This window comes from Streptomyces sp. NPDC111802 (assembly GCF_055634335.1).
Map to the genome: position 1 here is coordinate 1 of NZ_JBVKCZ010000039.1, position 24,010 is coordinate 24,010.

At 70.2% G+C, this 24,010-nt stretch carries 25 protein-coding genes; 10 read left to right on the forward strand and 15 right to left on the reverse strand.

All coding sequences use genetic code 11. The annotated features are described in order from the left end of the window. Positions 1-342: 342 nt before the first annotated feature. Positions 343-993, reverse strand: coding sequence for a DNA-3-methyladenine glycosylase (locus ACZ7NC_RS33710; protein ID WP_471493806.1), 651 nt, complete (start codon positions 991-993; stop codon positions 343-345). A 140-nt stretch (positions 994-1,133) separates the two neighbouring features. Here ACZ7NC_RS33710 and ACZ7NC_RS33715 point away from each other — a divergent pair, with 140 nt between their 5' ends. The 3 genes from ACZ7NC_RS33715 to ACZ7NC_RS33725 all read left to right on the forward strand — a co-directional run bounded on the left by ACZ7NC_RS33715 (position 1,134) and on the right by ACZ7NC_RS33725 (position 3,151). Further along, entirely contained in the window at positions 1,134-1,916 is a 783-nt protein-coding gene (locus ACZ7NC_RS33715; protein ID WP_471493809.1) for a sporulation protein, read from the forward strand. Positions 1,917-1,959: 43 nt separating this feature from the next. After that, positions 1,960-2,499 (forward strand): YbhB/YbcL family Raf kinase inhibitor-like protein, encoded by a 540-nt coding sequence (locus ACZ7NC_RS33720; protein ID WP_471493811.1) that lies wholly within the window; start codon positions 1,960-1,962, stop codon positions 2,497-2,499. 145 nt (positions 2,500-2,644) lie between these two features. Next, a complete protein-coding gene (locus ACZ7NC_RS33725) occupies positions 2,645-3,151 on the forward strand; it encodes an HNH endonuclease (RefSeq protein WP_471493814.1) in 507 nt (168 codons plus the stop codon). Positions 3,152-3,264: 113 nt separating this feature from the next. Here ACZ7NC_RS33725 and ACZ7NC_RS33730 read toward each other — a convergent pair whose 3' ends face one another. From ACZ7NC_RS33730 to ACZ7NC_RS33740, 3 genes are all read right to left on the reverse strand, one after another. Further along, a complete protein-coding gene (locus tag ACZ7NC_RS33730) occupies positions 3,265-4,212 on the reverse strand; it encodes an SPFH domain-containing protein (RefSeq protein ID WP_471493816.1) in 948 nt (315 codons plus the stop codon). A 133-nt stretch (positions 4,213-4,345) separates the two neighbouring features. After that, positions 4,346-4,777: an NfeD family protein gene (locus ACZ7NC_RS33735; protein ID WP_471493819.1), complete on the reverse strand. Its 432-nt coding sequence runs from the start codon at positions 4,775-4,777 to the stop codon at positions 4,346-4,348. 72 nt (positions 4,778-4,849) lie between these two features. Further along, positions 4,850-5,647, reverse strand: coding sequence for an ABC transporter ATP-binding protein (locus tag ACZ7NC_RS33740; protein ID WP_471493821.1), 798 nt, complete (start codon positions 5,645-5,647; stop codon positions 4,850-4,852). A 146-nt stretch (positions 5,648-5,793) separates the two neighbouring features. On the opposite strand from ACZ7NC_RS33740, the gene ACZ7NC_RS33745 reads away from it, so the two are divergent. Continuing rightward, positions 5,794-6,582: a hypothetical protein gene (locus tag ACZ7NC_RS33745; protein ID WP_471493823.1), complete on the forward strand. Its 789-nt coding sequence runs from the start codon at positions 5,794-5,796 to the stop codon at positions 6,580-6,582. A 212-nt stretch (positions 6,583-6,794) separates the two neighbouring features. Here ACZ7NC_RS33745 and chpE read toward each other — a convergent pair whose 3' ends face one another. The 3 genes from chpE to ACZ7NC_RS33760 form a co-directional block, all read right to left on the reverse strand. After that, the gene (gene chpE / locus ACZ7NC_RS33750; RefSeq protein WP_471493825.1) at positions 6,795-7,040 is read right to left on the reverse strand and encodes a chaplin ChpE; all 246 of its coding nucleotides are present in this window, start codon (positions 7,038-7,040) and stop codon (positions 6,795-6,797) included. A gap of 168 nt (positions 7,041-7,208) precedes the next feature. Further along, entirely contained in the window at positions 7,209-7,850 is a 642-nt protein-coding gene (locus ACZ7NC_RS33755; RefSeq protein WP_471493827.1) for a response regulator, read from the reverse strand. Next, positions 7,843-8,988 (reverse strand): GAF domain-containing sensor histidine kinase, encoded by a 1,146-nt coding sequence (locus ACZ7NC_RS33760; RefSeq protein ID WP_471493829.1) that lies wholly within the window; start codon positions 8,986-8,988, stop codon positions 7,843-7,845. Before ACZ7NC_RS33760 ends, ACZ7NC_RS33755 begins: the two co-directional genes overlap by 8 nt. A 247-nt stretch (positions 8,989-9,235) precedes the next feature. On the opposite strand from ACZ7NC_RS33760, the gene ACZ7NC_RS33765 reads away from it, so the two are divergent. The 3 genes from ACZ7NC_RS33765 to ACZ7NC_RS33775 all read left to right on the forward strand — a co-directional run bounded on the left by ACZ7NC_RS33765 (position 9,236) and on the right by ACZ7NC_RS33775 (position 12,101). Then, complete coding sequence (locus ACZ7NC_RS33765; RefSeq protein ID WP_471493831.1) at positions 9,236-9,937, forward strand: SDR family NAD(P)-dependent oxidoreductase; 702 nt, start codon at positions 9,236-9,238, stop codon at positions 9,935-9,937. After that, complete coding sequence (locus tag ACZ7NC_RS33770) at positions 9,934-11,028, forward strand: S-adenosylmethionine:tRNA ribosyltransferase-isomerase (protein WP_471493833.1); 1,095 nt, start codon at positions 9,934-9,936, stop codon at positions 11,026-11,028. Before ACZ7NC_RS33765 ends, ACZ7NC_RS33770 begins: the two co-directional genes overlap by 4 nt. Positions 11,029-11,327: 299 nt before the next feature. Continuing rightward, the gene (locus tag ACZ7NC_RS33775) at positions 11,328-12,101 is read left to right on the forward strand and encodes a transglycosylase SLT domain-containing protein (protein WP_471493836.1); all 774 of its coding nucleotides are present in this window, start codon (positions 11,328-11,330) and stop codon (positions 12,099-12,101) included. 88 nt (positions 12,102-12,189) lie between these two features. Here the strand turns inward: ACZ7NC_RS33775 and ACZ7NC_RS33780 are convergent, their stop codons facing one another. Further along, a complete protein-coding gene (locus tag ACZ7NC_RS33780; RefSeq protein WP_471493838.1) occupies positions 12,190-14,739 on the reverse strand; it encodes an ABC transporter ATP-binding protein/permease in 2,550 nt (849 codons plus the stop codon). 239 nt (positions 14,740-14,978) lie between these two features. On the opposite strand from ACZ7NC_RS33780, the gene ACZ7NC_RS33785 reads away from it, so the two are divergent. Together ACZ7NC_RS33785 and serB are read left to right on the forward strand one after the other, a co-directional pair. After that, complete coding sequence (locus ACZ7NC_RS33785) at positions 14,979-17,297, forward strand: streptophobe family protein (protein ID WP_471493840.1); 2,319 nt, start codon at positions 14,979-14,981, stop codon at positions 17,295-17,297. Positions 17,298-17,427: 130 nt separating this feature from the next. After that, positions 17,428-18,636: a phosphoserine phosphatase SerB gene (gene serB / locus ACZ7NC_RS33790; protein WP_471493843.1), complete on the forward strand. Its 1,209-nt coding sequence runs from the start codon at positions 17,428-17,430 to the stop codon at positions 18,634-18,636. Positions 18,637-18,712: 76 nt separating this feature from the next. On the opposite strand, the gene ACZ7NC_RS33795 is transcribed toward serB, so the two are convergent. From ACZ7NC_RS33795 to ACZ7NC_RS33810, 4 genes are all read right to left on the reverse strand, one after another. Beyond that, on the reverse strand, positions 18,713-19,231 hold the full coding sequence (locus tag ACZ7NC_RS33795; protein WP_471493847.1) for a SixA phosphatase family protein: 519 nt from the start codon (positions 19,229-19,231) through the stop codon (positions 18,713-18,715). A 65-nt stretch (positions 19,232-19,296) separates the two neighbouring features. Continuing rightward, the gene (locus ACZ7NC_RS33800; RefSeq protein WP_471493850.1) at positions 19,297-19,503 is read right to left on the reverse strand and encodes a hypothetical protein; all 207 of its coding nucleotides are present in this window, start codon (positions 19,501-19,503) and stop codon (positions 19,297-19,299) included. 193 nt (positions 19,504-19,696) lie between these two features. Next, the gene (locus tag ACZ7NC_RS33805; protein WP_471493852.1) at positions 19,697-19,813 is read right to left on the reverse strand and encodes an SGM_5486 family transporter-associated protein; all 117 of its coding nucleotides are present in this window, start codon (positions 19,811-19,813) and stop codon (positions 19,697-19,699) included. A 48-nt stretch (positions 19,814-19,861) separates the two neighbouring features. After that, positions 19,862-21,154 (reverse strand): CynX/NimT family MFS transporter, encoded by a 1,293-nt coding sequence (locus ACZ7NC_RS33810; protein ID WP_471493854.1) that lies wholly within the window; start codon positions 21,152-21,154, stop codon positions 19,862-19,864. A 70-nt stretch (positions 21,155-21,224) separates the two neighbouring features. Between ACZ7NC_RS33810 and ACZ7NC_RS33815 the strand changes: the two genes are divergently transcribed. Next, entirely contained in the window at positions 21,225-21,917 is a 693-nt protein-coding gene (locus ACZ7NC_RS33815; protein ID WP_471493856.1) for a FadR/GntR family transcriptional regulator, read from the forward strand. Here the strand turns inward: ACZ7NC_RS33815 and ACZ7NC_RS33820 are convergent. From ACZ7NC_RS33820 to fabG, 3 genes are all read right to left on the reverse strand, one after another. After that, positions 21,895-22,266 carry a hypothetical protein gene (locus ACZ7NC_RS33820; RefSeq protein ID WP_471493858.1) on the reverse strand — a complete coding sequence of 124 codons (372 nt, stop codon included), beginning with the start codon at positions 22,264-22,266 and terminating at the stop codon, positions 21,895-21,897. The genes ACZ7NC_RS33815 and ACZ7NC_RS33820 overlap by 23 nt on opposite strands. Before the next feature lie 160 nt (positions 22,267-22,426). Next, positions 22,427-23,194 carry an enoyl-ACP reductase FabI gene (gene fabI / locus ACZ7NC_RS33825; RefSeq protein WP_471493861.1) on the reverse strand — a complete coding sequence of 256 codons (768 nt, stop codon included), beginning with the start codon at positions 23,192-23,194 and terminating at the stop codon, positions 22,427-22,429. Between the two features lie 5 nt (positions 23,195-23,199). Further along, entirely contained in the window at positions 23,200-23,919 is a 720-nt protein-coding gene (fabG, locus tag ACZ7NC_RS33830) for a 3-oxoacyl-[acyl-carrier-protein] reductase (RefSeq protein ID WP_471493863.1), read from the reverse strand. Positions 23,920-24,010 lie beyond the last annotated feature (91 nt).

Below are 24,010 nucleotides of genomic sequence, written 5' to 3' on the forward strand. Positions count from 1 at the left end.
ACGCTTCCTTCGTACTCACCCTCTCGGGCTTTCCTCCGGGCGCTTCCCTTCGGTCTTGCGTTTCCGACTCTATCAGATCCTTTTCCGATCCGATTCCCTGTCGGCGGGATTGCCGTAGTGCCTTAGGCTTTCGCCCGTCGGCCTTTCGACATTCACTACGTTAGCCGATTCCCCCGGCCGATTCATAATCGGCTTCCGCGGATTCGAATTCAGGCGTGCGAGCACGCGAGAATCGACCCCGCTGAGGGGTTCTCGTAGGTAGTGGGTTGGCCGCTCCGGCTGCTGACTTCGCAGTACCCGGTTCAGCGGCTCGGGCCACGTTACGCGCCTTGCCAGGGCGCGTCAACTTCGGCGGCGCCTGGGGACATGGGCCCGATAGGGGCTGACTGTGGGGTCGTTGGCCACCCAGTAGCGCCAGGGGTGGATGTCGCCGTCGCCACCGTCACCGGCCACGCCGGTTCGTGGACCGTTGCGTACCTGGTCGGAGGGAACGGGCGTGCCGGTCAGCATCCTCAGCGGGGTCTCGCCGGAGGCGCACGCGTCCGTGCCGTCCAGGGCCCGGTCCACGTCCAGGGCGGTGGCCAGACGGGCGGGGCCTTTGGCCAGTTCCTTGTCGTTGCGGGCCGAGAGACGGCGTTTGCGGGCGAGCTCGGCGCCCTCGACGATCTCGCCGGCGCGCAGCAGGACCGCGCATGCCTGGCCGTCGGGGCCGCACACCAGGTTCATGCAGTGCCACATGCCGTAGGTGAAGTAGACGTATACATGTCCGGGGGGACCGAACATCACGTCGTTGCGGGGTGTGCGGCCGCGATAGGCATGGGAGCCGGGGTCGTTCGGGCCGTCGTAGGCCTCGACCTCTGTGAGGCGCAGGGCGATCGGACCGTCCGGGGTGCTGCGTACGAGGATGCGGCCCAGGAGGTCGGGTGCGACCTCCAGGACGGGCCGGTCGAAGAAGTCCCGCGGAAGGGGCGTACGGTCGGGGGTCGCGATCATGCCGTCCGAGGGTAGTGCAGACGGGTGGTCGCGACGGGGTGGTCAGGGGGCGTGCGGCTTGCCAGTGTGAGAGCGCGGAACCGGCCACGGCCGGATCGCGTTTGTAGGGATCAGGGATCCACTCTGAGAAGAGGAGAGTCATGGCGTTCAAGAAGCTGCTCGCGAGCCTGGGGGCCGGCGGTGCTTCGGTTGAGACGGTGCTGACGGAGGTCAACGTCGTCCCGGGCGGTGTCGTCCAGGGTGAGGTGCGGATTCAGGGCGGGTCCGTGAGCCAGAACATCGAGGGCCTGTCCGTGGGTCTGCAGGCGCGCGTCGAGGTCGAGGGCCAGGACTCGGAGTACAAGCAGGACATCGAGTTCACGAAGATGCAGCTCGGTGGTGCCTTCGAGTTGCAGGCCCAGGCCGTGCACGCGGTGCCCTTCGGGCTGGAGATCCCGTGGGAGACGCCGATCACCACGATCGACGGTCAGCCGCTGCGGGGCATGAACATCGGTGTGACGACGGAGCTGTCGATCGCACGGGCCGTGGACTCCACCGACCTGGACCCGATCAGCGTGCACCCGCTGCCCGCGCAGAAGGCGATCCTCGACGCCTTCATCCAGCTGGGCTTCCGTTTCAAGAACGCGGACATGGAGCGCGGCCACATCCGCGGTACGCGGCAGAAGCTGCCGTTCTACCAGGAGATCGAGTTCTTCCCGCCGCAGCAGTACCGCGGTATCAACCAGGTCGAGTTGAGCTTCGTGGCGGACGAGCACGCGATGGACGTCGTCCTGGAGATGGACAAGAAGCCGGGGCTGTTCAGCGAGGGCAGCGACACGTTCCGTTCGTTCCAGGTGGGTCTGAACGACTTCCACGGGACCGACTGGGCGGCGTATCTCAACCAGTGGCTGTCCGAGGTCGGCAGCAAGCGCAACTGGTTCTAGGCTCGGAACTGCTGATTCCACTGTTCCAACAGGAGGTATCGAAGTGACCGAGCTCAAGAGGCGTCCACTGCCCCACGACTTCCATCCGCCCGTGCCGTCCTTCACGGTCACGAGCGAGGACGTCGAGTCCGGCGGGACCCTCAAGGACGCTCAGGTCTACGCGGCCGGCAACACCTCGCCGCAGCTGCGCTGGGAGGGCTTCCCGGCCGAGACCAAGAGCTTCGCCGTGACCTGCTACGACCCGGACGCCCCTACGGGCAGCGGGTTCTGGCACTGGGTCGTCTTCGACATCCCGGCCTCGGTGACCGAGCTACCGGTGGGTGCGGGCAGCGGCAAGTTCGAGGGGCTGCCGGAAGGTGCCATACAGGCGCGGAACGACAACGGGTCGAAGGACTTCGCTGGTGCGGCGCCGCCGCCCGGCGACGGGCCGCACCGCTATGTGTTCACGGTGTACGCCGTGGACCAGGAGAAGCTCGGTCCGGACTCGGACGCCAGCCCGGCCTTCGTGGGTTTCAACCTGCGGTTCCACACGATCGCGCGTGCGCATGTGATCGCTGAGTACGAGGTGCCCGCCGAAGCCTGACGTTCATGGAACGTTTGCCCGCCCCTGGTCATGGAAGTGATCGGGGGCGGGCATTTTTTATTTCGTTGTCCATCTCGGCGTGCCCGGCCAGAGTTGATCCCAGCCCGCCAGGGGGTGGGCAGGTGCGCACGGGAGGTGGGCTGCAATGCGGGACACGCTGGTACTGAACGCGAGCTTCGAGCCGCTGTCGACGGTGACGTTGAATCGAGCCGTCGTTCTGGTGCTTCAGGACAAGGCCGTCGTCGAGCAGGCCCACCCCGAACTGCGTATGCGAGGAGCCGCGGTCGACATACCCGCGCCCCGGGTGATCAGGCTGTGCAGGTACGTACGGGTGCCGTTCCGAAGACAAGCGCCGTGGTCGAGACGGGGTGTTCTGGTGCGGGACCGGCACCGGTGCGCGTACTGCGGGCGCCGGGCCACGACCGTGGACCATGTGCTGCCTCGGTCGCAGGGTGGGCAGGACACGTGGCTGAATACGGTCGCCTCGTGCGCGGAGGACAATCATCGGAAGGCTGACCGGACTCCGGAGGAGGCGGGTATGCCGCTGCTCCGGGAGCCGTTCGAGCCGACACCTGCCGATGCGATGTTGCTGGCGCTGGGGGCGGATGAGCTTGCAGCACTGCCGGATTGGCTGGCACTGGACGCGGCCTGACCAATCGCCGTAGGACCACTACTGATTCGTTGACCGCGGGTTGCCTTGGGCTGGTCGCGCAGTTCCCCGCGCCCCTTTGGGGCGCGGGACCCGCCCGGCATCTGGAAAAACCCTCAGTCGATCGACGGCTTCTCTCGGCGTTCCGAGCCGCTGTTGCCTGAGGAGCCGTTGCCCGAACCGCCGCCCAGGCCGCCCAGGTTGCCCATCGCGCCGGAGAGGCCCTTGAGGGCGTCGCCGATCTCGCTGGGGACGATCCAGAGCTTGTTGGCGTCGCCTTCGGCGATCTTGGGGAGCATCTGGAGGTACTGGTAGCTGAGGAGCTTCTGGTCCGGGTCGCCGGCGTGGATCGCCTCGAAGACCGTGCGGACCGCCTGGGCCTCGCCCTCCGCGCGCAGAGCCGCGGCCTTGGCCTCACCCTCGGCGCGCAGGATCTGGGACTGCTTCTCACCTTCGGCGGTGAGGATCGCCGCCTGGCGCGTACCTTCGGCGGTGAGGATCGCGGCGCGCTTGTCACGGTCGGCGCGCATCTGCTTCTCCATCGAGTCCTGGATGGAGGTGGGGGGTTCGATCGCCTTGAGCTCGACTCGGTTGACGCGGATGCCCCACTTGCCCGTCGCTTCGTCGAGGACGCCGCGCAGGGCCGCGTTGATCTCCTCGCGGGAGGTCAGGGTGCGCTCCAGGTCCATGCCACCGATGATGTTGCGGAGCGTGGTGACGGTGAGCTGCTCGATCGCCTGGATGTAGCTGGCGACCTCGTAGGTGGCGGCGCGGGCGTCGGTCACCTGGTAGTAGATGACCGTGTCGATGTTCACGACCAGGTTGTCCTGGGTGATCACCGGCTGCGGCGGGAACGGTACGACCTGTTCACGCAGGTCGATGCGGTTGCGGATGGTGTCGATGAACGGCACCACGATGTTGAGGCCCGCGTTGAGCGTCCGCGTGTAGCGACCGAAGCGTTCGACGATGGCCGCGCTCGCCTGTGGGATGACCTGGATCGTCTTGATCAGGGCGATGAAGACCAACACCACCAGAATGATCAAGACGATGATGACCGGTTCCATCGTCGTTTCCCCGTATCCCTTCTGCGCTGCGGCAACTTCGGCAGATCTTATGTTTGTTGACGATCTTGCTGGTCGAGTCTGACAGACCGTCGCGTACCCCGTGGCGCGTTCGCGCCAGTTACGTCGTGCGAGGTCACATGACGATCGCCGTGGCCCCCTCGATGTCCACGACGTCCACTTCCTGGCCTACTTCGTAGGCGCGGTCGGTGTCGAGGGAGCGTGCCGACCAGATCTCTCCGGCGAGCTTGATCCGGCCGCCGGAGGCGTCGACGCGCTCCAGTACGACGGCCTGTTTGCCCTTCAATGCCTCGATGCCGGTGGCGAGTTGGGGCCGCTGTGCGCGATGCCGGTTGGCGATGGGCCGTACGACGGCGATGAGTGCGGTCGAGACGACGACGAAGGCCACGACCTGGATGACGGCGTCGCCGCCGAAGATGCCGGCGACCACCGCGGCCGCGACGGCGCCCACCGCCAGCATGGCGAGTTCGGGCATCGCGGTGATCACGAGCCCGATGCCGAGCGCTGCCGCGCCGATCAACCACCAAACCCACGCGTCGATTTCCACATGGTCATGGTAGGGCTGCGGGCCCTGTCGCCGACAGGGCGCCGATCGTTTGAAAGACCCTTCTTACCGGGGTCAGGAGAGCGGGAGGCCCTGTGCCGTCCAGCGGTCGCCGACCTGTTCGACGACGAGGGGCAGGCCGAAGCACAGGGAGAGGTTGCGGGAGGTGAGTTCGAGCTCCATGGGGCCGGCGGCGAGGACCTTGCCCTGGCGGATCATCAGGACGTGGGTGAAGCCCGGGGGGATCTCCTCGACGTGGTGGGTGACCATGAGCATCGAGGGGGCGATCGGGTCGCGGGCGAGGCGGCCGAGGCGGCGGACGAGGTCCTCGCGACCGCCGAGGTCGAGGCCGGCGGCGGGCTCGTCGAGGAGGAGCAGCTCGGGGTCGGCCATCAGGGCGCGGGAGATCAGGGTGCGCTTGCGCTCGCCCTCGGAGAGGGTGCCGAACTTCCGGTCGAGGTAGTCGCTCATGCCGAGGCGGTCGAGGAAGGCGCGGGCGCGCTGCTCGTCGACCTCCTCGTAGTCCTCGTTCCAGGTGGCGGTCATGCCGTATGCGGCCGTGAGCACGGTCTGCAGGACCGTCTGGCGCTTGGGCAGCTTCTCGGTCATGGCGATGCCGGCGACACCGATGCGCGGGCGCAGCTCGAAGACGTCGGTGCCGGGCTTGCCGAGGGTCTCGCCGAGGATGGTGGCGGTGCCCGTGCTGGGGTAGAGGTAGCTCGAGGCAACGTTGAGGAGGGTGGTCTTGCCCGCACCGTTCGGGCCGAGGATGACCCAGCGCTCGCCCTCCTTGACCGACCAGGAGACCTGGTCCACCAGAGCCCGGCCCTCACGGACCACGGATACGTCCTGAAGCTCCAGAACATCGCTCATGAGCGCGTTGTCTCCCCTTGCAGTGTGACCGGTCTCGGCGTCTCGGCGTCTCAGTGGTCGCGTGCGCCTGCGGGCGCAGCCCTCAAGGAAATCTACGCCACCGGTCCCGCGCTTCATTCCATCGGTCCGGTCCTTAGGGTGGGGGCATGCTCTCGGAACCACGTTCAGGACGCCTCGCGGCTTGGGGAAATGCCCTTTTGGCCGGACTTGTCTCGCCGGATGACGCCGTGCTCGAGATCGTCGGCGACGACGCCGTGCACCGGGTGGAGGGGCTGCCGGGTGAGTCGGCGCCGGTGGGGCTCACGCTGGCGCTCGGGCGGCTGCGGACGCTCGGGGTGAGCGGGCTGCGGATCGCGCTGCCCGCGCCGGGGCATCCGCTGGGGTTGAGCGGGCCGCCGGAGTTCAACGCGCGGGCGATGGATGCCGAGGAGGCCGTGATCTGTCACGGCGCCGCGCTCGGGCTGGTGCCGGAGGTGTACGAGGCCGGGCCCGACGGTGATGTGCATGTCGAGGTCGTCTGGCACTGCCTGGTCGTGCGGGAGGCGCCGCCCGCGGATGTGCCGTCGCTGGGTGAGGCCGAGCGGGAGCTGGCGGAGGCGCTGCAGGAGGCGACCGCGGTGCTGTCCCGGCTGGATGTCGCCGGGTCGGGCCCGGTGGCGGAGGCGGCGATCGATGCGTATCGGGCGCGGGCGGAGCGGGGGCGGGAGTTGTTGGCGCCGGGGTATCCGCCGCGGGCGGTGCGGGTGCTGGAGCTGGCGCAGCGGGTGGGGTTGCTGGTCTCGCTGGCCCATGAGAACGGGCACGGGGGTGCGGTGAGCTCCGCGGAGATGGGGGCGCGGGCGGAGGCGTTGCGGCCGGTGGAGCGGGTGGCTCGGCGGGCGCAGGTGGCTGCGTACAACTCCGTTGTGGAGGAGCGGGAGCGGGGCGTGCGGTGAGCGTCGGTCGCTTGGTGGGCGGCGTTGGTGTGGCCGTGGCTGGGGGCTCGGCCCGCAGACCCCCGTTTCGGCCCTGAAGGGGATCTCGTCCTCAGACGCCGGACGGGCTGGATGGTGCCGGCCGGCAGTGAGGAAGAGGTGCCTTCGCGCACACAGACCGGCCTCCCGGGTTGCCCGGGAGGCCGGAGGTCACTGCTCGCTTCGGGTCGGCGTCACTTGTTGACGGCCAGGTTGCCGAAGGCCGGGTTCAGGATGCCGACGACGTTCACACTGTTGCCCGAGACGTTGACCGGGACGTGGATCGGGGCCTGGATGAGGTTGCCCGAGGCGACGCCCGGGGAGCCCACGGCCTTGCCGTCGGCGTGCGCGCCGTCGGTGGCGGAGGCCATGCCTGCACCGGCGGCCAGCAGGCCACCCGCCACCATCGTCACGGCCGCTGCCTTCTTCAGGTTCTTCACTTCTAAGCCCTCCTTGCGATTGCCGCGGCAGTCGCCGCAGCACGCACTGGAGAACGGCGGAGATCCACGAAGGATGCGCCATCCGGGGGACATTCCCACGACGGTATGAATCTCAGTCCGGAGCGGAACCCTCCGCATTGCCGTCCGTGATGCCGTGCGGAGAGCGTTTCAGCCGGTCACGCCATGGCGTACGGCCCACAGCGCGGCCTGGGTGCGGTCGGCGAGGTCGAGCTTCATCAGGATGTTCGAGACGTGGGTCTTGACGGTCTTCTCCGACAGGACCAGGGCTCTGGCTATCTCGCGGTTGGAGCGGCCGTCCGCGATCAGGCCGAGCACCTCGCGCTCCCGCTCCGTCAGCGAACCCGCTCTCCCCTGACCCGAGTTGGCCTCCTCCTGGGACAACAGGGCGTCCGCGACCTCGGGCTGGAGCAGGATGTGGCCGGCGTGGACCGAGCGGATGGCTCCGGCGAGGGCGTCCGGGTCCACGTCCTTGTAGACGTACCCGGCGGCGCCCGCGCGCAGGGCCGGGATGACCGTGCGCTGTTCGGTGAAGCTGGTGACGATCAGCACGCGCGCGGGGTTGTCCAGCTCGCGGAGCTTGCGCAGGGCGTCGACGCCGTCCATGCCCGGCATCTTCACGTCCATCAGCACCACGTCCGGCTTCAGTTCCTCGGCGCGGGCCACTCCCTCGGCGCCGTCGGCCGCCTCGCCCACGACCTCGATGTCGTCCTGCACTTCGAGGAAGGTGCGCAGGCCCCGGCGGACCACCTGGTGGTCGTCGACGAGCAGCACCTTGATTGCGTCAGCCACCGGGGACCTCCATCTCGATCACGGTGCCCTTGCCGGGCGCCGATTCCACGGTCAGCGTGCCGCCGACCCCGCTCGCCCGGTCCCGCATGGAGACCAGGCCGAGGTGGCGTCCGGCGCGGCGGATCGCCTTGGGGTCGAAGCCGCCGCCGTCGTCCGTGATCCGCAGGACCGCTCCGCTGCCGCGCCGGTCCAGCGTCACGTCGACGTGCTCGGCGTCGGAATGCCGCAGCGCGTTGTGCAGGGCCTCCTGGGCGACGCGCAGCACGGCCTCCTCCTGAGCGGAGGGCAGGGCCTTGACCCCGCGGCCGGCGAAGGTCACGCGGGCGGTGTGGGCACGGTCGAGGACCTGTATCTGGGTGCGCAGGGTGGCAACGAGGCCGTCCTCGTCGAGGGCGGCGGGACGCAACTCGACGACGGCGGCGCGCAGTTCGTCGGCTGCCTCGGCGGCGAGCGCGGCCACCTGGTGCAGCTCGCCCTTGGCGCGGGCCGGGTCGCGGTCGATCAGGGCGGTGGCCGCCTGGGCCGTCAGGCGCAGGGAGAACAGCTTCTGGCTGACCGCGTCGTGCAACTCGTGGGCCAGGCGCGAGCGTTCCTCGGCGATCGTCAGCTCGCGGCTGCGCTCATACAGGCGGGCATTGGTCAGGGCGATGGCGGCGTGCTGGGCGAGGATGGAGAGGAGCTCCTGGTCCTCCGCGGTGAAGCCGCAACTGCCCTCCGGCTTCGGGCAATTCTTGTTCGCCAGGAACAGCGCCCCGATGACCTCGTCGCCGTCGCGGATCGGCAGGCCCAGGAAGTCGGACATGTCGGGGTGCGCCGACGGCCAGCCCTCGAAGCGGGGGTCCTTGCGGACGTCGGCGAGGCGCTCGACCTTGGCCTCCTGGAGCATCGCGGCGAGGATGCCGTGCTGGCGGGGCAGCGGGCCGATGGCCTTCCACTGCCGGTCGCTGACCCCGTCGACGACGAACTGGGCGAAGCCCCCGTGGTCGTCCGGGACGCCGAGGGCGGCGTACTGCGCGTCGAGCAGCTCGCGGGCCGAGGAGACGATCGTCTTGAGGACGTCGCGCACCTCCATCTGCCTGCTCATGGCCAGCAGCGCGGAGCTCACCGCGGCCAGACCGGACCTGGGGCCTTGACTCATGCCCTCACCGTACCGGCGGGGTGTGACAGCCGGATCGGACCTGTGACGGCAGCCGACTAGGGCCACGGTCCTACTTCTCCGGTCCCCCGATCAGCGGCGTAGGGCGAACGGCCCCCGTGCGCGGCTTAGGACGAAGGACCCGACGGCTTTGCGGCCCGCGTCCGAGGCGGGGCGGGCGGGCCCGTTCCTACGTTGGGGGCATCGCCGCCGCTCATCGGGGGCGGCCTGGGACGAGGGGACGGTTGTCATGCCGGTAGCGATCATCACGGGGGCCTCGAAAGGGCTGGGGCGGGCGCTCGCCGAGACGCTGGCCGCGCGCGGCTGGGATCTGGTGCTCGACGCCCGGACGCCGCAGGTCCTTGAGGAGACGGCGTCCGGGATCCGGGAGCTGCACGGCACGCGCGTGACGGCCGTGCCGGGGGACGTCACGGACGCCGGGCACCGGTCCGAGCTGGTGGCGGCCGCCTGGCGGCTGGGCGGCGTCGATCTGCTGGTGAGCAACGCCAGCGCGCTGGGCGCCGAGCCGCTCGTACGGCTGGACGAGCTGCCGCTGGAGGGGCTGCGGCGGGCGCTGGAGGTGAACGTGGTCGCCGCGCTGGCCCTGGTCCAGGAGGCGCTGCCGTTGCTACGGGCGTCCGGGGCGGGCACCGTGATCACGGTCAGCTCGGACGCGGCCGCCGAGGCGTACGAGACCTGGGGCGGGTACGGGGCGTCGAAGGCCGCGCTGGACCAGCTCGCGGCGGTGCTCGGCGAGGAGCAGCCCGGACTGCGGGTCTGGGCGGTGGACCCCGGGGACATGGCCACGGACCTGTACGCGGCGGCCGTACCGGAGGACGACGATCCGCGGCCCGCGCCGGCCAGTGTGGTGCCGGCCTTCCTGCGGCTGCTGGACGAGCGTCCGGCGAGCGGTCGCTATGGGGCTCCCGCTCTGCTGGAGGGGCGGCGATGACGCTGGCGGTGAGGGTGCCGGAGGAACTGTCGGCGCGGGTTCCGGCCGAGCAGCGGGGGGCGGGGCTGGGCCGGGATTCCGTACGGCTGCTGGTGTCGCGGGGCACCGAGGTGTCGCATCACACGTTCGTCGAGCTGCCGCGGATGCTGCGGTCCGGGGATCTGCTGGTCGTGAATACGTCAAAGACGCTGGCCGCGGCCGTGGACGGGCGGATCGGGCACACGCGCGTGGTGGTGCACTTCTCCACGCGCGGGGACGACGGGCGGTGGACGGTCGAGCTGCGGGATCCCGATGAGCGGGGCACTACGCGCGCGCGTGCGGGCGGGCCCGTGGGTGGTGAGGTGCGGCTGCCGGGTGGGACGGGGCTGGTGCTGGAGGAGCCGCTGAGCGCGGGAAGCGAGCGGCTGTGGTGGGCGCGGGTGACGGGGCCCGAGGGGGCCGGCGTGGTCGGGCTGATGCGTGAGCACGGTCGCCCGATTCGCTACTCCTATACGGAGCGGGACCAGCCGCTGTCCGCGTACCAGACGGTGTTCGCGCTGCCGTCGGCCGACGGCAGGGGCAGCGCGGAGATGCCGAGCGCGGCGCGGCCCTTCACGGTCGGGCTGGTGACGGAGCTGGTGAGCCGGGGTGTGCAGTTCGCGCCGATCACCCTGCACACGGGGGTGGCCTCGGCTCAGGTGCACGAGCCGCCGTATCCGGAGCGGTTCGCGGTGCCGGAGGCTTCGGCCCGGCTGATCAACGCGGTCAGGGCCGGGGGCGGGAGGGTCGTGGCCGTGGGGACGACGGCCGTGCGGGCCGTGGAGTCGGCGGTGGGCGCCGACGGGGTCGTACGCGCGCGTGAGGGGTGGACGGACCTCGTCGTCACTCCGGAGCGCGGGGTGCGTGTGGTGGACGGGCTGCTGACCGGGCTGCACGAGCCGGAGGCCTCGCATCTGCTGATGCTGGAGGCGATCGCCGGGCGGGCCGCGATCGACCGCAGTTACGAGGCGGCACTGGAGGGGCTCTACCTCTGGCACGAGTTCGGCGACGTGCATCTCGTCCTGCCGACGGAGGGGCCTCACTCAGAGCATTGCGCCAGCAACTGTTGGTGAGACTGACGCAGGGCCGGTGTGAGCCCGCACATAGGGTGCACGTCACGTACGAAAGTCCGTAGTAGGTAGAGCCGTCCCTTTTGAGCGGCGCAGACAGTCCCGTCTGTCCTATTTTGCCCTTCCTGGCTCCACTATCGAGGATCGTACGTCACACCTTTGCCAGGCAATTTTGCGGCCGCTAAGAATTGCTCTCGTCGCTCAGCGCCGTGGGTTCAGCCCGCGGCGTTTGTGCAGGAAGCACCCGTGTCCCCCGACGGACAGCGAGCGACCTCCGCGCTATTCGAAGAGGTCCCACTGCCATGCTCAAGAACACCAAGAACCGTGCTCTCAGTCGTGCCATCACCAAGCGTCAGAAGATCGCGATAGCCGGTGTCGGCACGCTCGGTGCCGCCGCTCTGGCCCTGTCCGCCGTCCCCGGCAACGCCCAGACGACCACGGCCGAAGCCCCCGCGGGCAAGGTGGCCTACAGCAGCGAGCAGATCAAGGACGTCAAGGGCAGCGTCACCGGCCAGCTCGCCGGCGAGAAGGTGAAGGCCGAGGCGATGGCGGCCCAGCACAAGGCCGCGGTGGCCGCCGCCAAGCACCGGGCCGCCGTGGCCCACGACAAGCACGTGGCCGCCCAGGCCGCCGCCGAGCAGCGGGCCGCGAAGGCCGCCGCCGCGAAGAAGGCCGCTGCCGAGCGCAAGGCGAAGGAGGCCGCGAGCCGGTCCGCCAAGCGCGCCACGGTCAAGCCGGTCGCCGCCAAGAGCTACGCCAACAACCTCGACGGCTGGATCCGTGAAGCCCTGGACATCATGAAGAAGCACAACATCCCGGGCACCTACCACGGCCTGCACAAGAACATCATGCGTGAGTCCTCGGGCAACCCGAACGCGATCAACAACTGGGACATCAACGCCCAGAACGGCGTCCCGTCGATCGGTCTGCTCCAGGTCATCAAGCCGACCTTCGACGCGTACCACGTCCCGGGCACGGCCCACAGCCAGTACGACCCGGTCGCCAACCTGACCGCCGCCGCCAACTACGCGGCCGACAGGTACGGCTCGATCGACAACGTCAACAGCGCGTACTGAGCGAGGTAGGCGCGGGCCTCCGATCCGTACGCCGAAGGGCGGCACCCTCCTGACGGGGTGCCGCCCTTCGGGCGTCGTACGGCAGCGGCTACTTCCGCATGACCTCGGGCTCGTGACGGCGCAGGAAGCGGGCCACGAAGATGCCGCAGATCACGCCGAGCACGATCAAGGCGATCATGTCCATGGTCCAGGCCCCGACGGTGTGCTCCCACAGCGGGTCATTGCTCTCGCCCTCACCCGGCGGGCTGATCTTGTTGAAGTCCAGGGTGGCGCCCGCTGCGCCCACCGCCCAGCGCGACGGCATCAGGAACGAGATCTGGTTGGCGCCGATCGAGCCGTTGAGGGCGAACAGACAGCCGGTGAACACGACCTGGATGATCGCGAACATGACCAGCAGCGGCATGGTCTTCTCGGCGGTCTTCACCAGGGCCGAGATGATCAGGCCGAACATCATCGAGGTGAAGCCCAGCGCCATGATCGGCAGCGACAGCTCCAGCAGCGTCAGCTTGCCGAGGACCAGCCCCTCCTCCGGGATCTCGCGGCTGGCGAAGCCGATGACGCCGACCATCAGGCCCTGCAGCACGGTGACCAGGCCGAGCACGAACACCTTGGACATCAGGTACGCGGAGCGCGACAGACCGGTCGCGCGCTCGCGCTCGTAGATGACCCGTTCCTTGATCAGCTCACGCACGGAGTTCGCGGCGCCGGCGAAGCAGGCGCCGACCGCGAGGATCAGCAGCACGGTGGTGGCGGTGCCGTTCGGGATGATCCGGCCGGTCTGCGGGCTCGGCGGGTTGGGCAGCAGGCCCTTGCCCGAGTCGATCAGCAGACTCACCGAGCCGAGGACGAGCGGCAGGATCACCGTCAGGGCCAGGAAGCCCTTGTCCGAGCCGATGACCGAGACATAGCGGCGCACCAGCGTGACGAACTGGGACATCCAGCCCTGCGGCTTCGGCGGCTTCATCGCCTGCATCGGCGGCATCTGTACGGACTGCGGCGCAACCGCGTCGATGTCCGCGGCGTACATCTGGTAGTGCTGCGAGCCCTTCCAGCGTCCCGCCCAGTCGTAGTCGCGGTAGTTCTCGAAGGCGGAGAAGACGTCGGCCCAGGTGTCGTAGCCAAAGAAGTTCAGCGCCTCCTCCGGCGGGCCGAAGTAGGCGACCGCGCCGCCCGGCGCCATCACCAGGAGCTTGTCGCACAGCGCGAGCTCGGCCACGGAGTGGGTGACGACGAGGACCGTACGGCCGTCGTCGGCGAGGCCGCGCAGCAGCTGCATGACATCGCGGTCCATGCCCGGGTCGAGGCCCGACGTGGGCTCGTCGAGGAAGATCAGCGACGGCTTGGTCAGCAGCTCCAGGGCCACCGAGACACGCTTGCGCTGGCCGCCGGAGAGGGAGGTGACCTTCTTCTCCTTGTGGATGTCCAGCTTCAGCTCGCGCAGCACCTCGTCTATGCGGGCCTCGCGCTCGGCGCCGGTGGTGTCGGCGGGGAAGCGGAGCTTGGCCGCGTACTTGAGGGCCTTCTTGACGGTCAGCTCCTTGTGCAGGATGTCGTCCTGCGGGACCAGACCGATGCGCTGGCGCAGCTCGGCGAACTGCTTGTAGAGGTTGCGGTTGTCGTAGAGGACATCGCCCTGGTTGGCCGGGCGGTAGCCGGTGAGCGCCTTGAGCAGGGTCGACTTGCCGGAGCCGGACGGGCCGATGACCGCGATCAGCGACTTCTCCGGAACGCCGAAGGAGACGTCCTTGAGGATCTGCTTGCCGCCGTCGACCGTGACGGTCAGATGGCGGGCGGAGAAGGAGACCTCACCGGTGTCGACGAACTCCTCTAGGCGGTCGCCGACGATCCGGAACGTGGAGTGGCCGACGCCCACGATGTCCGTGGGGCCGAGCAGCTGCGCGCCGCCCTTGGCGATCGGCTGGCCGTTGACGTACGTGCCGTTGTGGGAGCCCAGGTCGCGGATCTCCATACGGCCGTCCGGCATCGAGTGGAACTCGGCGTGGTGCCGGGAGACCTGAAGGTCGGAGACGACGAGCTCGTTCTCCAGGGCACGGCCGATGCGCATCACGCGGCCGATCGAGAACTGGTGGAACGTGGTGGGACTGCGGTCGCCGTAGACCGGCGGCGCCCCCGCGCCACCACCGGGCCCCTGCTGCTGCGGGATGTGGGCGGCCTGCTGCGGCTGGTTCGGCCAGCCGGCCTGCTGGGGCTGCTGCTGCGGCGTCTGCTGGGCGGGGACCTGCGGCGTCTGCTGGGCGGGAGCCTGCTGCGCCCACCCGGCCTGCGCGCCCTGTGCGGCGTACGGCTGCTGCTGCGGCTGGGCCTGCGGCGAGGCGACGGAGGCCGCGGCGCCGGAGAGGTCCAGGCGCGGTCCGTCGGTCGCGTTACCCAGATACACGGCCGTCCCCGGGCCGATCTCCAGGTGGTGGATCCGCTGGCCCTGCACGAACGTGCCGTTGGTGCTGCCCTGGTCCTCGATGACCCAACTGCGGCCGCTCCAGCTGATCGTGGCGTGCCGCCAGGACACCCTGGCGTCGTCGAGCACGATGTCACCCTGCGGATCACGTCCGAGGGTGTAGGGCCTGGACGCATCGAGCGTCCAGGTCCGTCCATTCAATTCCAGTACGAGTTCCGGCACTCCATGCCCCACTGAGTAGTCCCCCGAGTTACCCCCATCACAGGGAGTCTAGGGATGTCGAACATCGTCGGGAACTATTTCAGGCTCCGCCCCCTGACCGAAAGCCGGGCCTTGTGTGGACCACGCTCACGCGCTTCCACTGGTTCCGTTGACGGGGTTGAAACCAGCCCGGAGAGTGGTAATCCACGCGAGGGGGACATGCGCGGCGGACAGTCGCGCAGCGGATCGGGGGGTCTGCCATGAGCGCGTCCACGTACGTCGAGAGCGCGAAGAGCGGCCCGAGGCTGCCCTGGGGAGACATCCTCGTCTCCGCAATCGCCTCTGTGAGCTGGGCGTTGATCGGGATGGCGGGTACGGCGGCGCTGGGACTGCATCTGCTGGAGGCGGACTCGGCGGGCTCGCTCGGCCCGATGACCGCGGCGGTGGTGGCCCTTGGGGCAGGTGGTTCCATCACACCGTCCGGGGATGTGTCCGCCTTCGGCCTGACGGGCGCGGAGGCGGCGACCGCCGTCGAGATCACGCCACTCGGGGTGAGCCTGGTCGGCGCGGTCCTGCTGTCGTGGTTCTTCCTACGGTCCTTGCGGGGCGCGGGAGTTGTGATCGCGCCGGCCGAACTCCTCGCTCGCGCGGGCGCGGTGGTCGCGCTGTTCGTGGCGGCGCTGGGCGGGCTGGCCTGGGCGGGACACGACGTGATCACGATCGACGGGAGCTCGCTGGGGCTCGACGATCTGCCGGGGGGCGGCGGTGGCGGCGGTGGCGGCATCGAGATCCCCGGCGTCGGTGACATCGGGGACATCGGCGGGCTGCTGCCCGACCAGATCGGCGGCCTCATCGACGCCAAGGCCGCCGTCGGCTTCACGGTGGACACGGCGCCGACCTTGCTCGGCGGTCTGTGCTGGTCCGCCGGCATCCTGCTGATCGCCCTGCTGACCTCACGCCGTACCCCGCTGCCGGCCGGCTGGAACGCCGTGCACCGTGTCGTACGGCCCGCCGCGTCCGCCCTCGTCACGGTGCTGCTGGTGGCGGTCACGGCCGGGCTCGCGGCGGCGGCGTACGCGACGATCGGCGACGCCCACCCCAAGCGCATCGCGGGCGCGGCCCTGCTCGGCGCGCCGAACGGCGTGTGGCTCGGCATCCCGATCGGTCTGTTCGTCCCGTTCGACGGCCGGGCGACGGGAGTGCTCGCGGGCCTGCTGCCGGACCCCCTGGACGACCTCCTGAACAGCGGCGCCGACCAGTCGGTGACGCTGAGCCGACTGGCTGACCTGGACGGACGGGTGTGGCTGCTCGGGGTCGCGGCGGCGGTGATGATGCTGCTGGCCGGGGTGCTGACGGCGGTGCGGACGCCGGTGGTCGTCGGGGGCGGGCTCCACGGGGCCGGTGGCCACAGCGGGCCTCCGGGGTCGCGGAGCGCGGCGGTCTCGGGTGCCGGGCCGGTGGGTGGCTCGGGTGGTTCGGGTGGTTCGGGTGTCGTACGGCCATCGGGGGGCGGTCCCTCGGAGGGGCCGGGTCCCTGGGGCGTACGGGATCCAGGTGCCCTCCGTTTCGCCGGCCGGTGTGCGCTGCGGCTCGGGATCGTCACCGCGTTGACGTTGCCGTTGCTCGCCTGGCTGACGGAGGTGTCCGTGGACGCCTCCCTGTCGGTACTGGGGTTCGACGCCTTCGGCGCCGGGATCGAGCTGCGCGGGAACCTCGGCATGGCGCTGCTCCTCGGGGCGGCGTGGGGCGCGGGGGCGGGTGCCGTGGGCGCACTGCTGGCCCGCGCGACCGGTGCCGCGGGGAGGGGGGCGGCGCCGTTGGCTCACTGTGGTGGGGCGGGTGCGCGGCCGGGTGCCGCGCAAGCAGCTGGGACGGGCACGGCGGGTGTGTCCGGCGCCACGGCGACGGAAGGTGCCGGGGCTTCCCCGTACGCGGACCCGTCCGCGCCGTACGCGGATCCGTCCGGGCCGTACGCGGACCCGTCCGGGCCGTACACGCCCGGCACGCCGTACCGACCACCGAACCCGGGCACGAACCCGTACCTGCGCATGCCGGACGAGCTACGGGAGCCGGAGGACGCACGACCGCCGGGCACTGATCCGCCGTCGAGGGGCATGGGGTCATTCGGGGGCGCGGAGTCGCCCGAGCGCCCGCAACCGTACGGAAGCACTCCCCCACACGCAGGCACACCGTCGCCCGGGGCCACCCGGCAGCACGGGAGCACGCAGCCGCCCAGGAGCTCCCATTCCTCCGAGGGCTCGCAGTCGTCCCACGAGACGCTGCGGCGCCAGGATGCGCGGTGGCCCGGAGGGACGGCGCCCGATGACCCGGCTTCCAGTAGCCCACCCTCCAGCGACCCGCCCTCCGGCAACCCTCCGTCCAGCACTCCTCCGTCCGATGACCAGCCGCCCCACAGTGGCCACGACATCTACGGCGCGCCCACCGTCGTCCGGCCCTTCGAGCCGCCCCCGAGGTCGCCTCGGCCTCCCCGGCGGTCGGCGGGAGCGGGCGAAGGGCCGCCGCCTCCGCCGCCACCGCCTCCTCCCCCGCCGCCGGGGAAGCCGAAGGGACGCGAGTAACTCACAGTCACCGGTGCGGCAGTGGCCGGGGCGTAAGGCTCACGCCACCCTGCCGACACCCAGTGTTCCGTGTCCGCTAGACGGACCTCAGGGGCGGCAGGCACTGGGTGCCGGATACGGTGGAAGCACCATGAGCGCTTCGCAGACCTCTGAGATCCCCACACTTCTCGTCAAGATCTTCGGGAAGGACAGGCCCGGCATCACCGCCGGCCTCTTCGACACGCTGGCCGCCTACTCGGTCGACGTGGTCGACATCGAGCAGGTCGTGACCCGGGGCCGGATCACGCTGTGCGCGCTCGTGACGCAGCCGCCGGCCGGTCAGGAAGGGGATCTGCGGGCGACCGTCCACAGCTGGGCGGAGTCGATGAAGATGCAGGCGGAGATCATCTCCGGCCTGGGCGACAACCGCCCGCGCGGCCTCGGACGCTCCCTGGTGACCGTGCTCGGGCACCCGCTCACCGCGGAGGCCACGGCCGCCATCGCCGCCAGGATCACCAAGTCGGGCGGCAACATCGACCGTATCTTCCGGCTCGCCAAGTACCCCGTGACGGCGGTGGAGTTCGCGGTCTCCGGCGTGGAGACCGAGCCGCTGCGCACCGCGCTCGTGACCGACGCGGCGGCACTGGGTGTCGACATCGCGGTCGTCGCGGCCGGCCTGCACCGCCGCGCCCAGCGTCTGGTCGTCATGGACGTGGACTCCACGCTCATCCAGGACGAGGTCATCGAGCTCTTCGCCGCGCACGCCGGCTGCGAGGACAAGGTGGCCGAGGTGACGGCTGCCGCCATGCGCGGGGAGCTGGACTTCGAGCAGTCGCTGCACGCGCGCGTGGCGCTGCTTCAGGGGCTGGACGCCTCCGTCGTGGAGAAGGTGCGCAGCGAGGTGCGGCTGACGCCGGGCGCGCGCACGCTGATCCGTACGCTGAAGCGGCTCGGCTATCAAGTAGGGGTCGTCTCGGGCGGGTTCACACAGGTCACCGATGATCTGAAGGAGCGGCTCGGGCTGGACTTCGCCCAGGCGAACACGCTGGAGATCGTCGACGGGAAGCTGACCGGCAAGGTCACCGGCGAGATCGTGGACCGGGCGGGCAAGGCGCGGCTGCTGCGCCGGTTCGCCGCCGAGGCGGGGGTGCCGCTGTCGCAGACGGTGGCGATCGGTGACGGCGCGAACGACCTGGACATGCTCAACGCGGCCGGACTCGGCGTCGCCTTCAACGCCAAGCCGGTGGTGCGGGAGGCGGCGCACACGGCGGTGAACGTGCCGTTCCTGGACACGGTCCTGTATCTGCTCGGGGTCACCCGCGAAGAGGTCGAGTCGGCCGACACGCACGACGAGGAGTGACGACCCGGACCGGATTGGTCCGCGTACGCGAGGGGCCCGGCACCGTGACGGCGCCGGGCCCCTTCGTGCGGGTCGGTCACTCCGACGGCGCCCAGTAGTCGAGCAGCGTGGCCACACCGGGCTCCAGCGTCTTCCAGGGGCCGCTGAAGGAGAGGACGGCGAAGGCGGCGGCCGGGAACCCGCGGCGGCTCATCCGCTCGCGCGCGTCCTTGTCGGCGGAGCCGGACAGAATCTCGGCGAGGCCCTGTACGCCGGGGTTGTGGCCGATCAGCAGGACGTTCTGCGCGTCGTCGGGCGTTTCGTTCAGCACGGCGATCAGTTCGCCGGGCGAGGCCTCGTAGATCCGCTCTTCGTAGACGGTTTTCGGCCGGTGCGGGAACTCGTGGACGGCGAGCTTCCAGGTCTCCCGGGTCCGGGTCGCGGTGGAGCACAGGGCCAGGTCGAAGGGGATCGCGGTGTCGGCCAGCCTGCGGCCGGCTTCTGCCGCGTCCAGTCGGCCCCGGTCGGCGAGCGGCCGCTCGTGGTCGGTCACCTGTGGCCAGTCGGCTTTCGCATGCCGGAAGAGGATGATCCTGCGGGAATCTGCGACGCTCATGAGATCCAGCTTCGCATGAAACAGGCCACGAGGCGCAGGGAGTTGACCGGCGGTTCCGTTGGTGCTCAGCGCATGATCAGCTGTTGTATGCGCTCGAAGAGCTGGGTGATCACGGGCTCCGCGGTGGCGGCCTGCGCCTCCGCCGGATTCAGTATCAGTGTCAGCAGCGTGATGAAGGCGAGCGTCGGCAGAGCGAGGGCCCACCAGGGCAGCCGGATGTCGGCACGGCCCGTGGACGCCGGGTGGGGCGGGGTGTGCGTACGGGCCGACATGATGCCTCCGTGGTCTCCGAGTGTCCGTGGCCGCCTCTCGCGGGCACACTTCGAAGTTACGGACGCACGGGCCCTCAACCCATCCGGTGATCCACCCAGTTGACCCTGACACTCACCCCCTAGGGGATGGTGGTGCTAGCCCCACCATCGGCGTGCCGACGTGTGCCGGGGGACGTCCGCCGGGAGACCCGCGTCAGGGAGAGGCGATCGTCGCGACGACGGCGATGATCACGAAAATGGCGAAGAACGCGCCGAAGACGAGCAGCATCTTCTTCTGGCCGTTCCGGGGGTTCGGGTCGAGCACTGGCATACGGCAAGTCTCGCACCCGCCGCCCCCGAGCGGCCCGCCGGGGTGAGGTCAGCGGGCCGCCTCGTCCTCCACCGTGCGGTTGCGTCCCGCCAGGACACCCACCGCCATCTGCGGGATCATCAGTGCGGCCATCAGGGCGATCGGCAGCCCCCAGCCGCCGCTGTGCTGGTAGAGCACACCGACCAGGAGCGGGCCGGGGATGGAGATCAGATAGCCGGTGCTCTGCGCGAAGCCCGACAGCTGGGCCACGCCGGCGCTGGTCCGGGCCCGCATGCCGACCATGGTGAGGGCCAGCGGGAACGAGCAGTTCGAGATGCCCAGGAGCACGGCCCAGGCCCACGAGCCGGAGGTCGGGGCTAGGTACATGCCCGCGTAGCCGACGAGGCCGCAGGCGCCCAGCGCGAGCACGATCGGGCCCTGATGGGGCAGCCGGGTGGCGAGGCGCGGGATGACGAAGGCCAGCGGCACGCCCATCACCATGGTGACGGCGAGCAGCAGCCCGGCCGTGCCGGCGTGCACTCCCGAGTCACGGAAGATCTGCGCCATCCAGCCCATCGTGATGTAGGCGCCGGTGGCCTGGAGGCCGAAGTAGACGGCGAGGGCCCAGGCGGTGCGGCTCCGGGTGATCCGCACCGGGGATGCGTCCACGCGGGCGCGGCCCTCCCGAGCGGACTCGGCGGGCGACGCCCCCCGATCCCGTACGAAGGGGATCCACGGCAGTACGGCCGCCGCGGCGAGCCCCGCCCACACCGCGAGGCCGGTCTGCCAACTTCCGCCCAGCGTCTCGGTCATGGGCACCGTCACCGCCGCCGCGGACGCGGTGCCGAGCGCGAGGGCCATCGAGTACAGGCCGGTCATGGAGCCGACCCGGTCGGGGAACCAGCGCTTGACGATGACCGGCATCAGGACGTTGCTGACCGCGATGCCCATGAGGGCGAGCGCGGTGGCGGCCACGAAGCCGGCCGTGCCGCCCACGTACGGCCGTATGAGCAGGCCCGCGGTGATGGCGACCATGCCCGCGCAGACCACCGCGCCGGGGCCGAAGCGGCGGGCCAGGCGCGGGGCGGCGACACCGAAGACGGCGAAGCAGAGCGGGGGCACGGAGGTGAGCACTCCGGCGACGCTGCCGCTCATGCCGAGCGCGTCGCGGACCTCTTCGAGGAGGGCGCCGAGGCTGGTGATGGCGGGGCGGAGGTTCAGCGCGGTCAGCACGATGCCGGCCAGGAGCAGCCGTATCGTCCACGCGCGCGTGGTGGGCTCGGTGGTGGGGTGCGCCTCAGAGGTGCGTATGCGCATGGACGTCACTGTCCGGGTTTCCTCGCTTGCCATGCCGCCCATCATAGAATCATAGGATGATTGGTTGTCCACCCCCGCGCCGCCCGGCCCGGGTCCTGACGTGCGAAGGTGTGCCATGCCCCTGAGCCACCCCCGCCGCTCGGCGCTGTCCGAGCAGGTCATCGCCGCTTTGCGGAACCAGATCGCCTCGGGCGAGTGGCCTGTCGGCTCCCGCATCCCGACCGAGCCCGAGCTGGTCGAACAGCTCGGCGTGGCCCGCAACACGGTCCGCGAGGCGGTCCGCGCGCTGGCGCACAACGGCCTGCTGGACATCCGGCAGGGCTCCGGCACCTATGTCGTGGCGACCAGCGAGCTGGCCGGTGTCATGCACCGCCGCTTCGCCGACGCCGACCCCCGGCACATCGCCGAGCTGCGCTCCACGCTGGAGTCGGGCGCGGCGAAGCTGGCCGCCGAGCGGCGCACCGAGAAGGACCTCAAGCAGCTGGACACGCTGCTGGTGCGGCGCGAGGAGGCCTGGGAGTCGGGTGACACGGAGGCCTTCGTGGCGGCCGACGCGACCTTCCACCTGGCGGTGGTGGCGGCCTCCCACAACGACGTGATGACCGCGATGTACGCGGACCTGGGCGAGGTGCTGCTGGACTGGCTGCGCGACGACGTCGGCGCGGAGCTGACGCCGGAGTCGTATCTGGACCACGCACGGCTGGTCGACGCGATCCGCGCGGGTGACGCGTCGGCGGCCGCGGACGAGGCGGCGGGCTATCCGTTCCACTGCCGTCCGGGGCGCGTCAGTCCTCCCGGCGGTGACTGACCCAGGCCGAGCCGATCTCCTTCCAGCAGCGGGCGGTCAGCCGCACCGTCTGCGCGGGCTCGGCGTCCACCGCGGAGCCGTCGCTGTCGAGGTCCCACCAGCGGGCGCACTCCACGTGCAGGCTCACGCTGTCGGTCTCCGGATAAGGGTTGTGGCAGTACGCGGTCACATGGGAGCCGGTGACATTGATCCGGCACGCGGCACCGAACAGCTCCTCGGGCTCCGCTTCGGCGACCGCTTCCGCGGAGTGCGCGGAGTGCTCGTGCGCGTGGGCCATCGCCGCGCAGGACACAGGCAGTACGAGTGCGACGGCGACGGTCGTTGAGGCCAAGCGGCGGGGCAAGCGCACAACGGGACCTCCTCGGCCGTACGGGAGAGGGGTTCGCGTGAGGAACGCGTACTCCAGAGTGCGCGTGCACCTGCCCCGCCCGCCTCGCCGGATGGGCCGAACGGGTGACGCCCCGCTCCCCCGCGCGGCGGGAGACGGGGCGTCGACGACGTCCGGGAGATCAGGCGCCGATGGCGTGCAGGCCGCCGTCCACGTGGACGATCTCGCCGGTGGTCTTCGGGAACCAGTCGCTCAGCAGCGCGACGACGCCCTTGCCGGCCGGCTCCGGGTCCTTGAGGTCCCACTCCAGCGGGGCGCGGGTGTCCCACACGGAGGCGAGCTCGGCGAAGCCCGGGATGGACTTGGCGGCCATGGAGCCGATCGGGCCGGCCGACACGAGGTTGCAGCGGATGTTCTGCTCGCCCAGGTCACGCGCCATGTAGCGGCTGGTGGCCTCCAGGGCGGCCTTGGCCGGGCCCATCCAGTCGTACTGCGGCCAGGCGTACTGCGCGTCGAAGGTGAGGCCGACGACCGAGCCGCCGTTCTGCATCAGCGGCAGACAGGCCATGGTCAGCGACTTCAGGGAGTACGCCGAGACGTGCATGGCGGTGGCGACCGACTCGAACGGCGTGTTGAGGAAGTTGCCGCCGAGCGCGTCCTGCGGTGCGAAGCCGATGGAGTGCACGACGCCGTCGAGGCCGCCGAGCTCCTCGCCGACGATGTCGGCCAGCCGCCCGAGGTGCTCGTCGTTGGTGACGTCGAGCTCGATGACCTTGGTGGGCTTCGGGAGCTTCTTGGCGATGCGCTCGGTCAGCGTGGGCCGCGGGAAGGCGGTCAGGATGATCTCGGCGCCCTGCTCCTGGGCCAGCTTGGCGGTGTGGAAGGCGATGGAGGACTCCATCAGCACACCGGTGATCAGGACGCGCTTGCCCTCGAGAATTCCGCTCATGGTGATCAGTGACCCATTCCCAGTCCGCCGTCAACGGGGATGACGGCTCCAGTGATGTACGAGGCGTCGTCCGAGGCGAGGAACCGCACCGTCGCGGCGATCTCCTCCGGCTGCGCGTAACGACCGAGCGGCACCTGCTTCACGATGCCCTCGCGCTGCTCGTCGGTGAGCACCTTGGTCATGTCGGTGTCGACGAAGCCGGGCGCGACGACGTTGAAGGTGATGTTGCGCGAGCCCAGCTCACGGGCGAGGGAGCGCGCGAAGCCGACCAGGGCGGCCTTGGACGCGGCGTAGTTCGCCTGGCCGGGACCGCCGAACAGCCCGACGACCGACGAGATGAGCACCACGCGGCCCTTCTTGGCGCGCAGCATGCCGCGGTTGGCGCGCTTGACCACGCGGAAGGTGCCGGTGAGGTTGGTGTCGATGACCGAGGTGAAGTCCTCCTCGGACATGCGCATCAGGAGCTGGTCCTTGGTGATGCCGGCGTTGGCGATCAGCACCTCGACCGGGCCGTGCTCGGCCTCGATCTCCTTGTAGGCCTGCTCCACCTGCTCGGTGTCGGTGATGTCGCACTTGACGGCCAGGCAGCCCAATTCCGTCAGGGCGGCCGGCGGCTCACCCGAGCGGTATGTGATCGCGACCTTGTCGCCGGCGTCGGCGAAAGCGCGGGCGATGGCGAGGCCGATGCCCCGGTTGCCTCCGGTGACGAGAACCGAGCGGCTCAACGGATCACCCTTTCGATAGGTGGCTGACACACCCGCCCGGACAGCTCGATGACAGGCGGCTTCACCGAAAACCTATCGGGCCGGTCGCGTC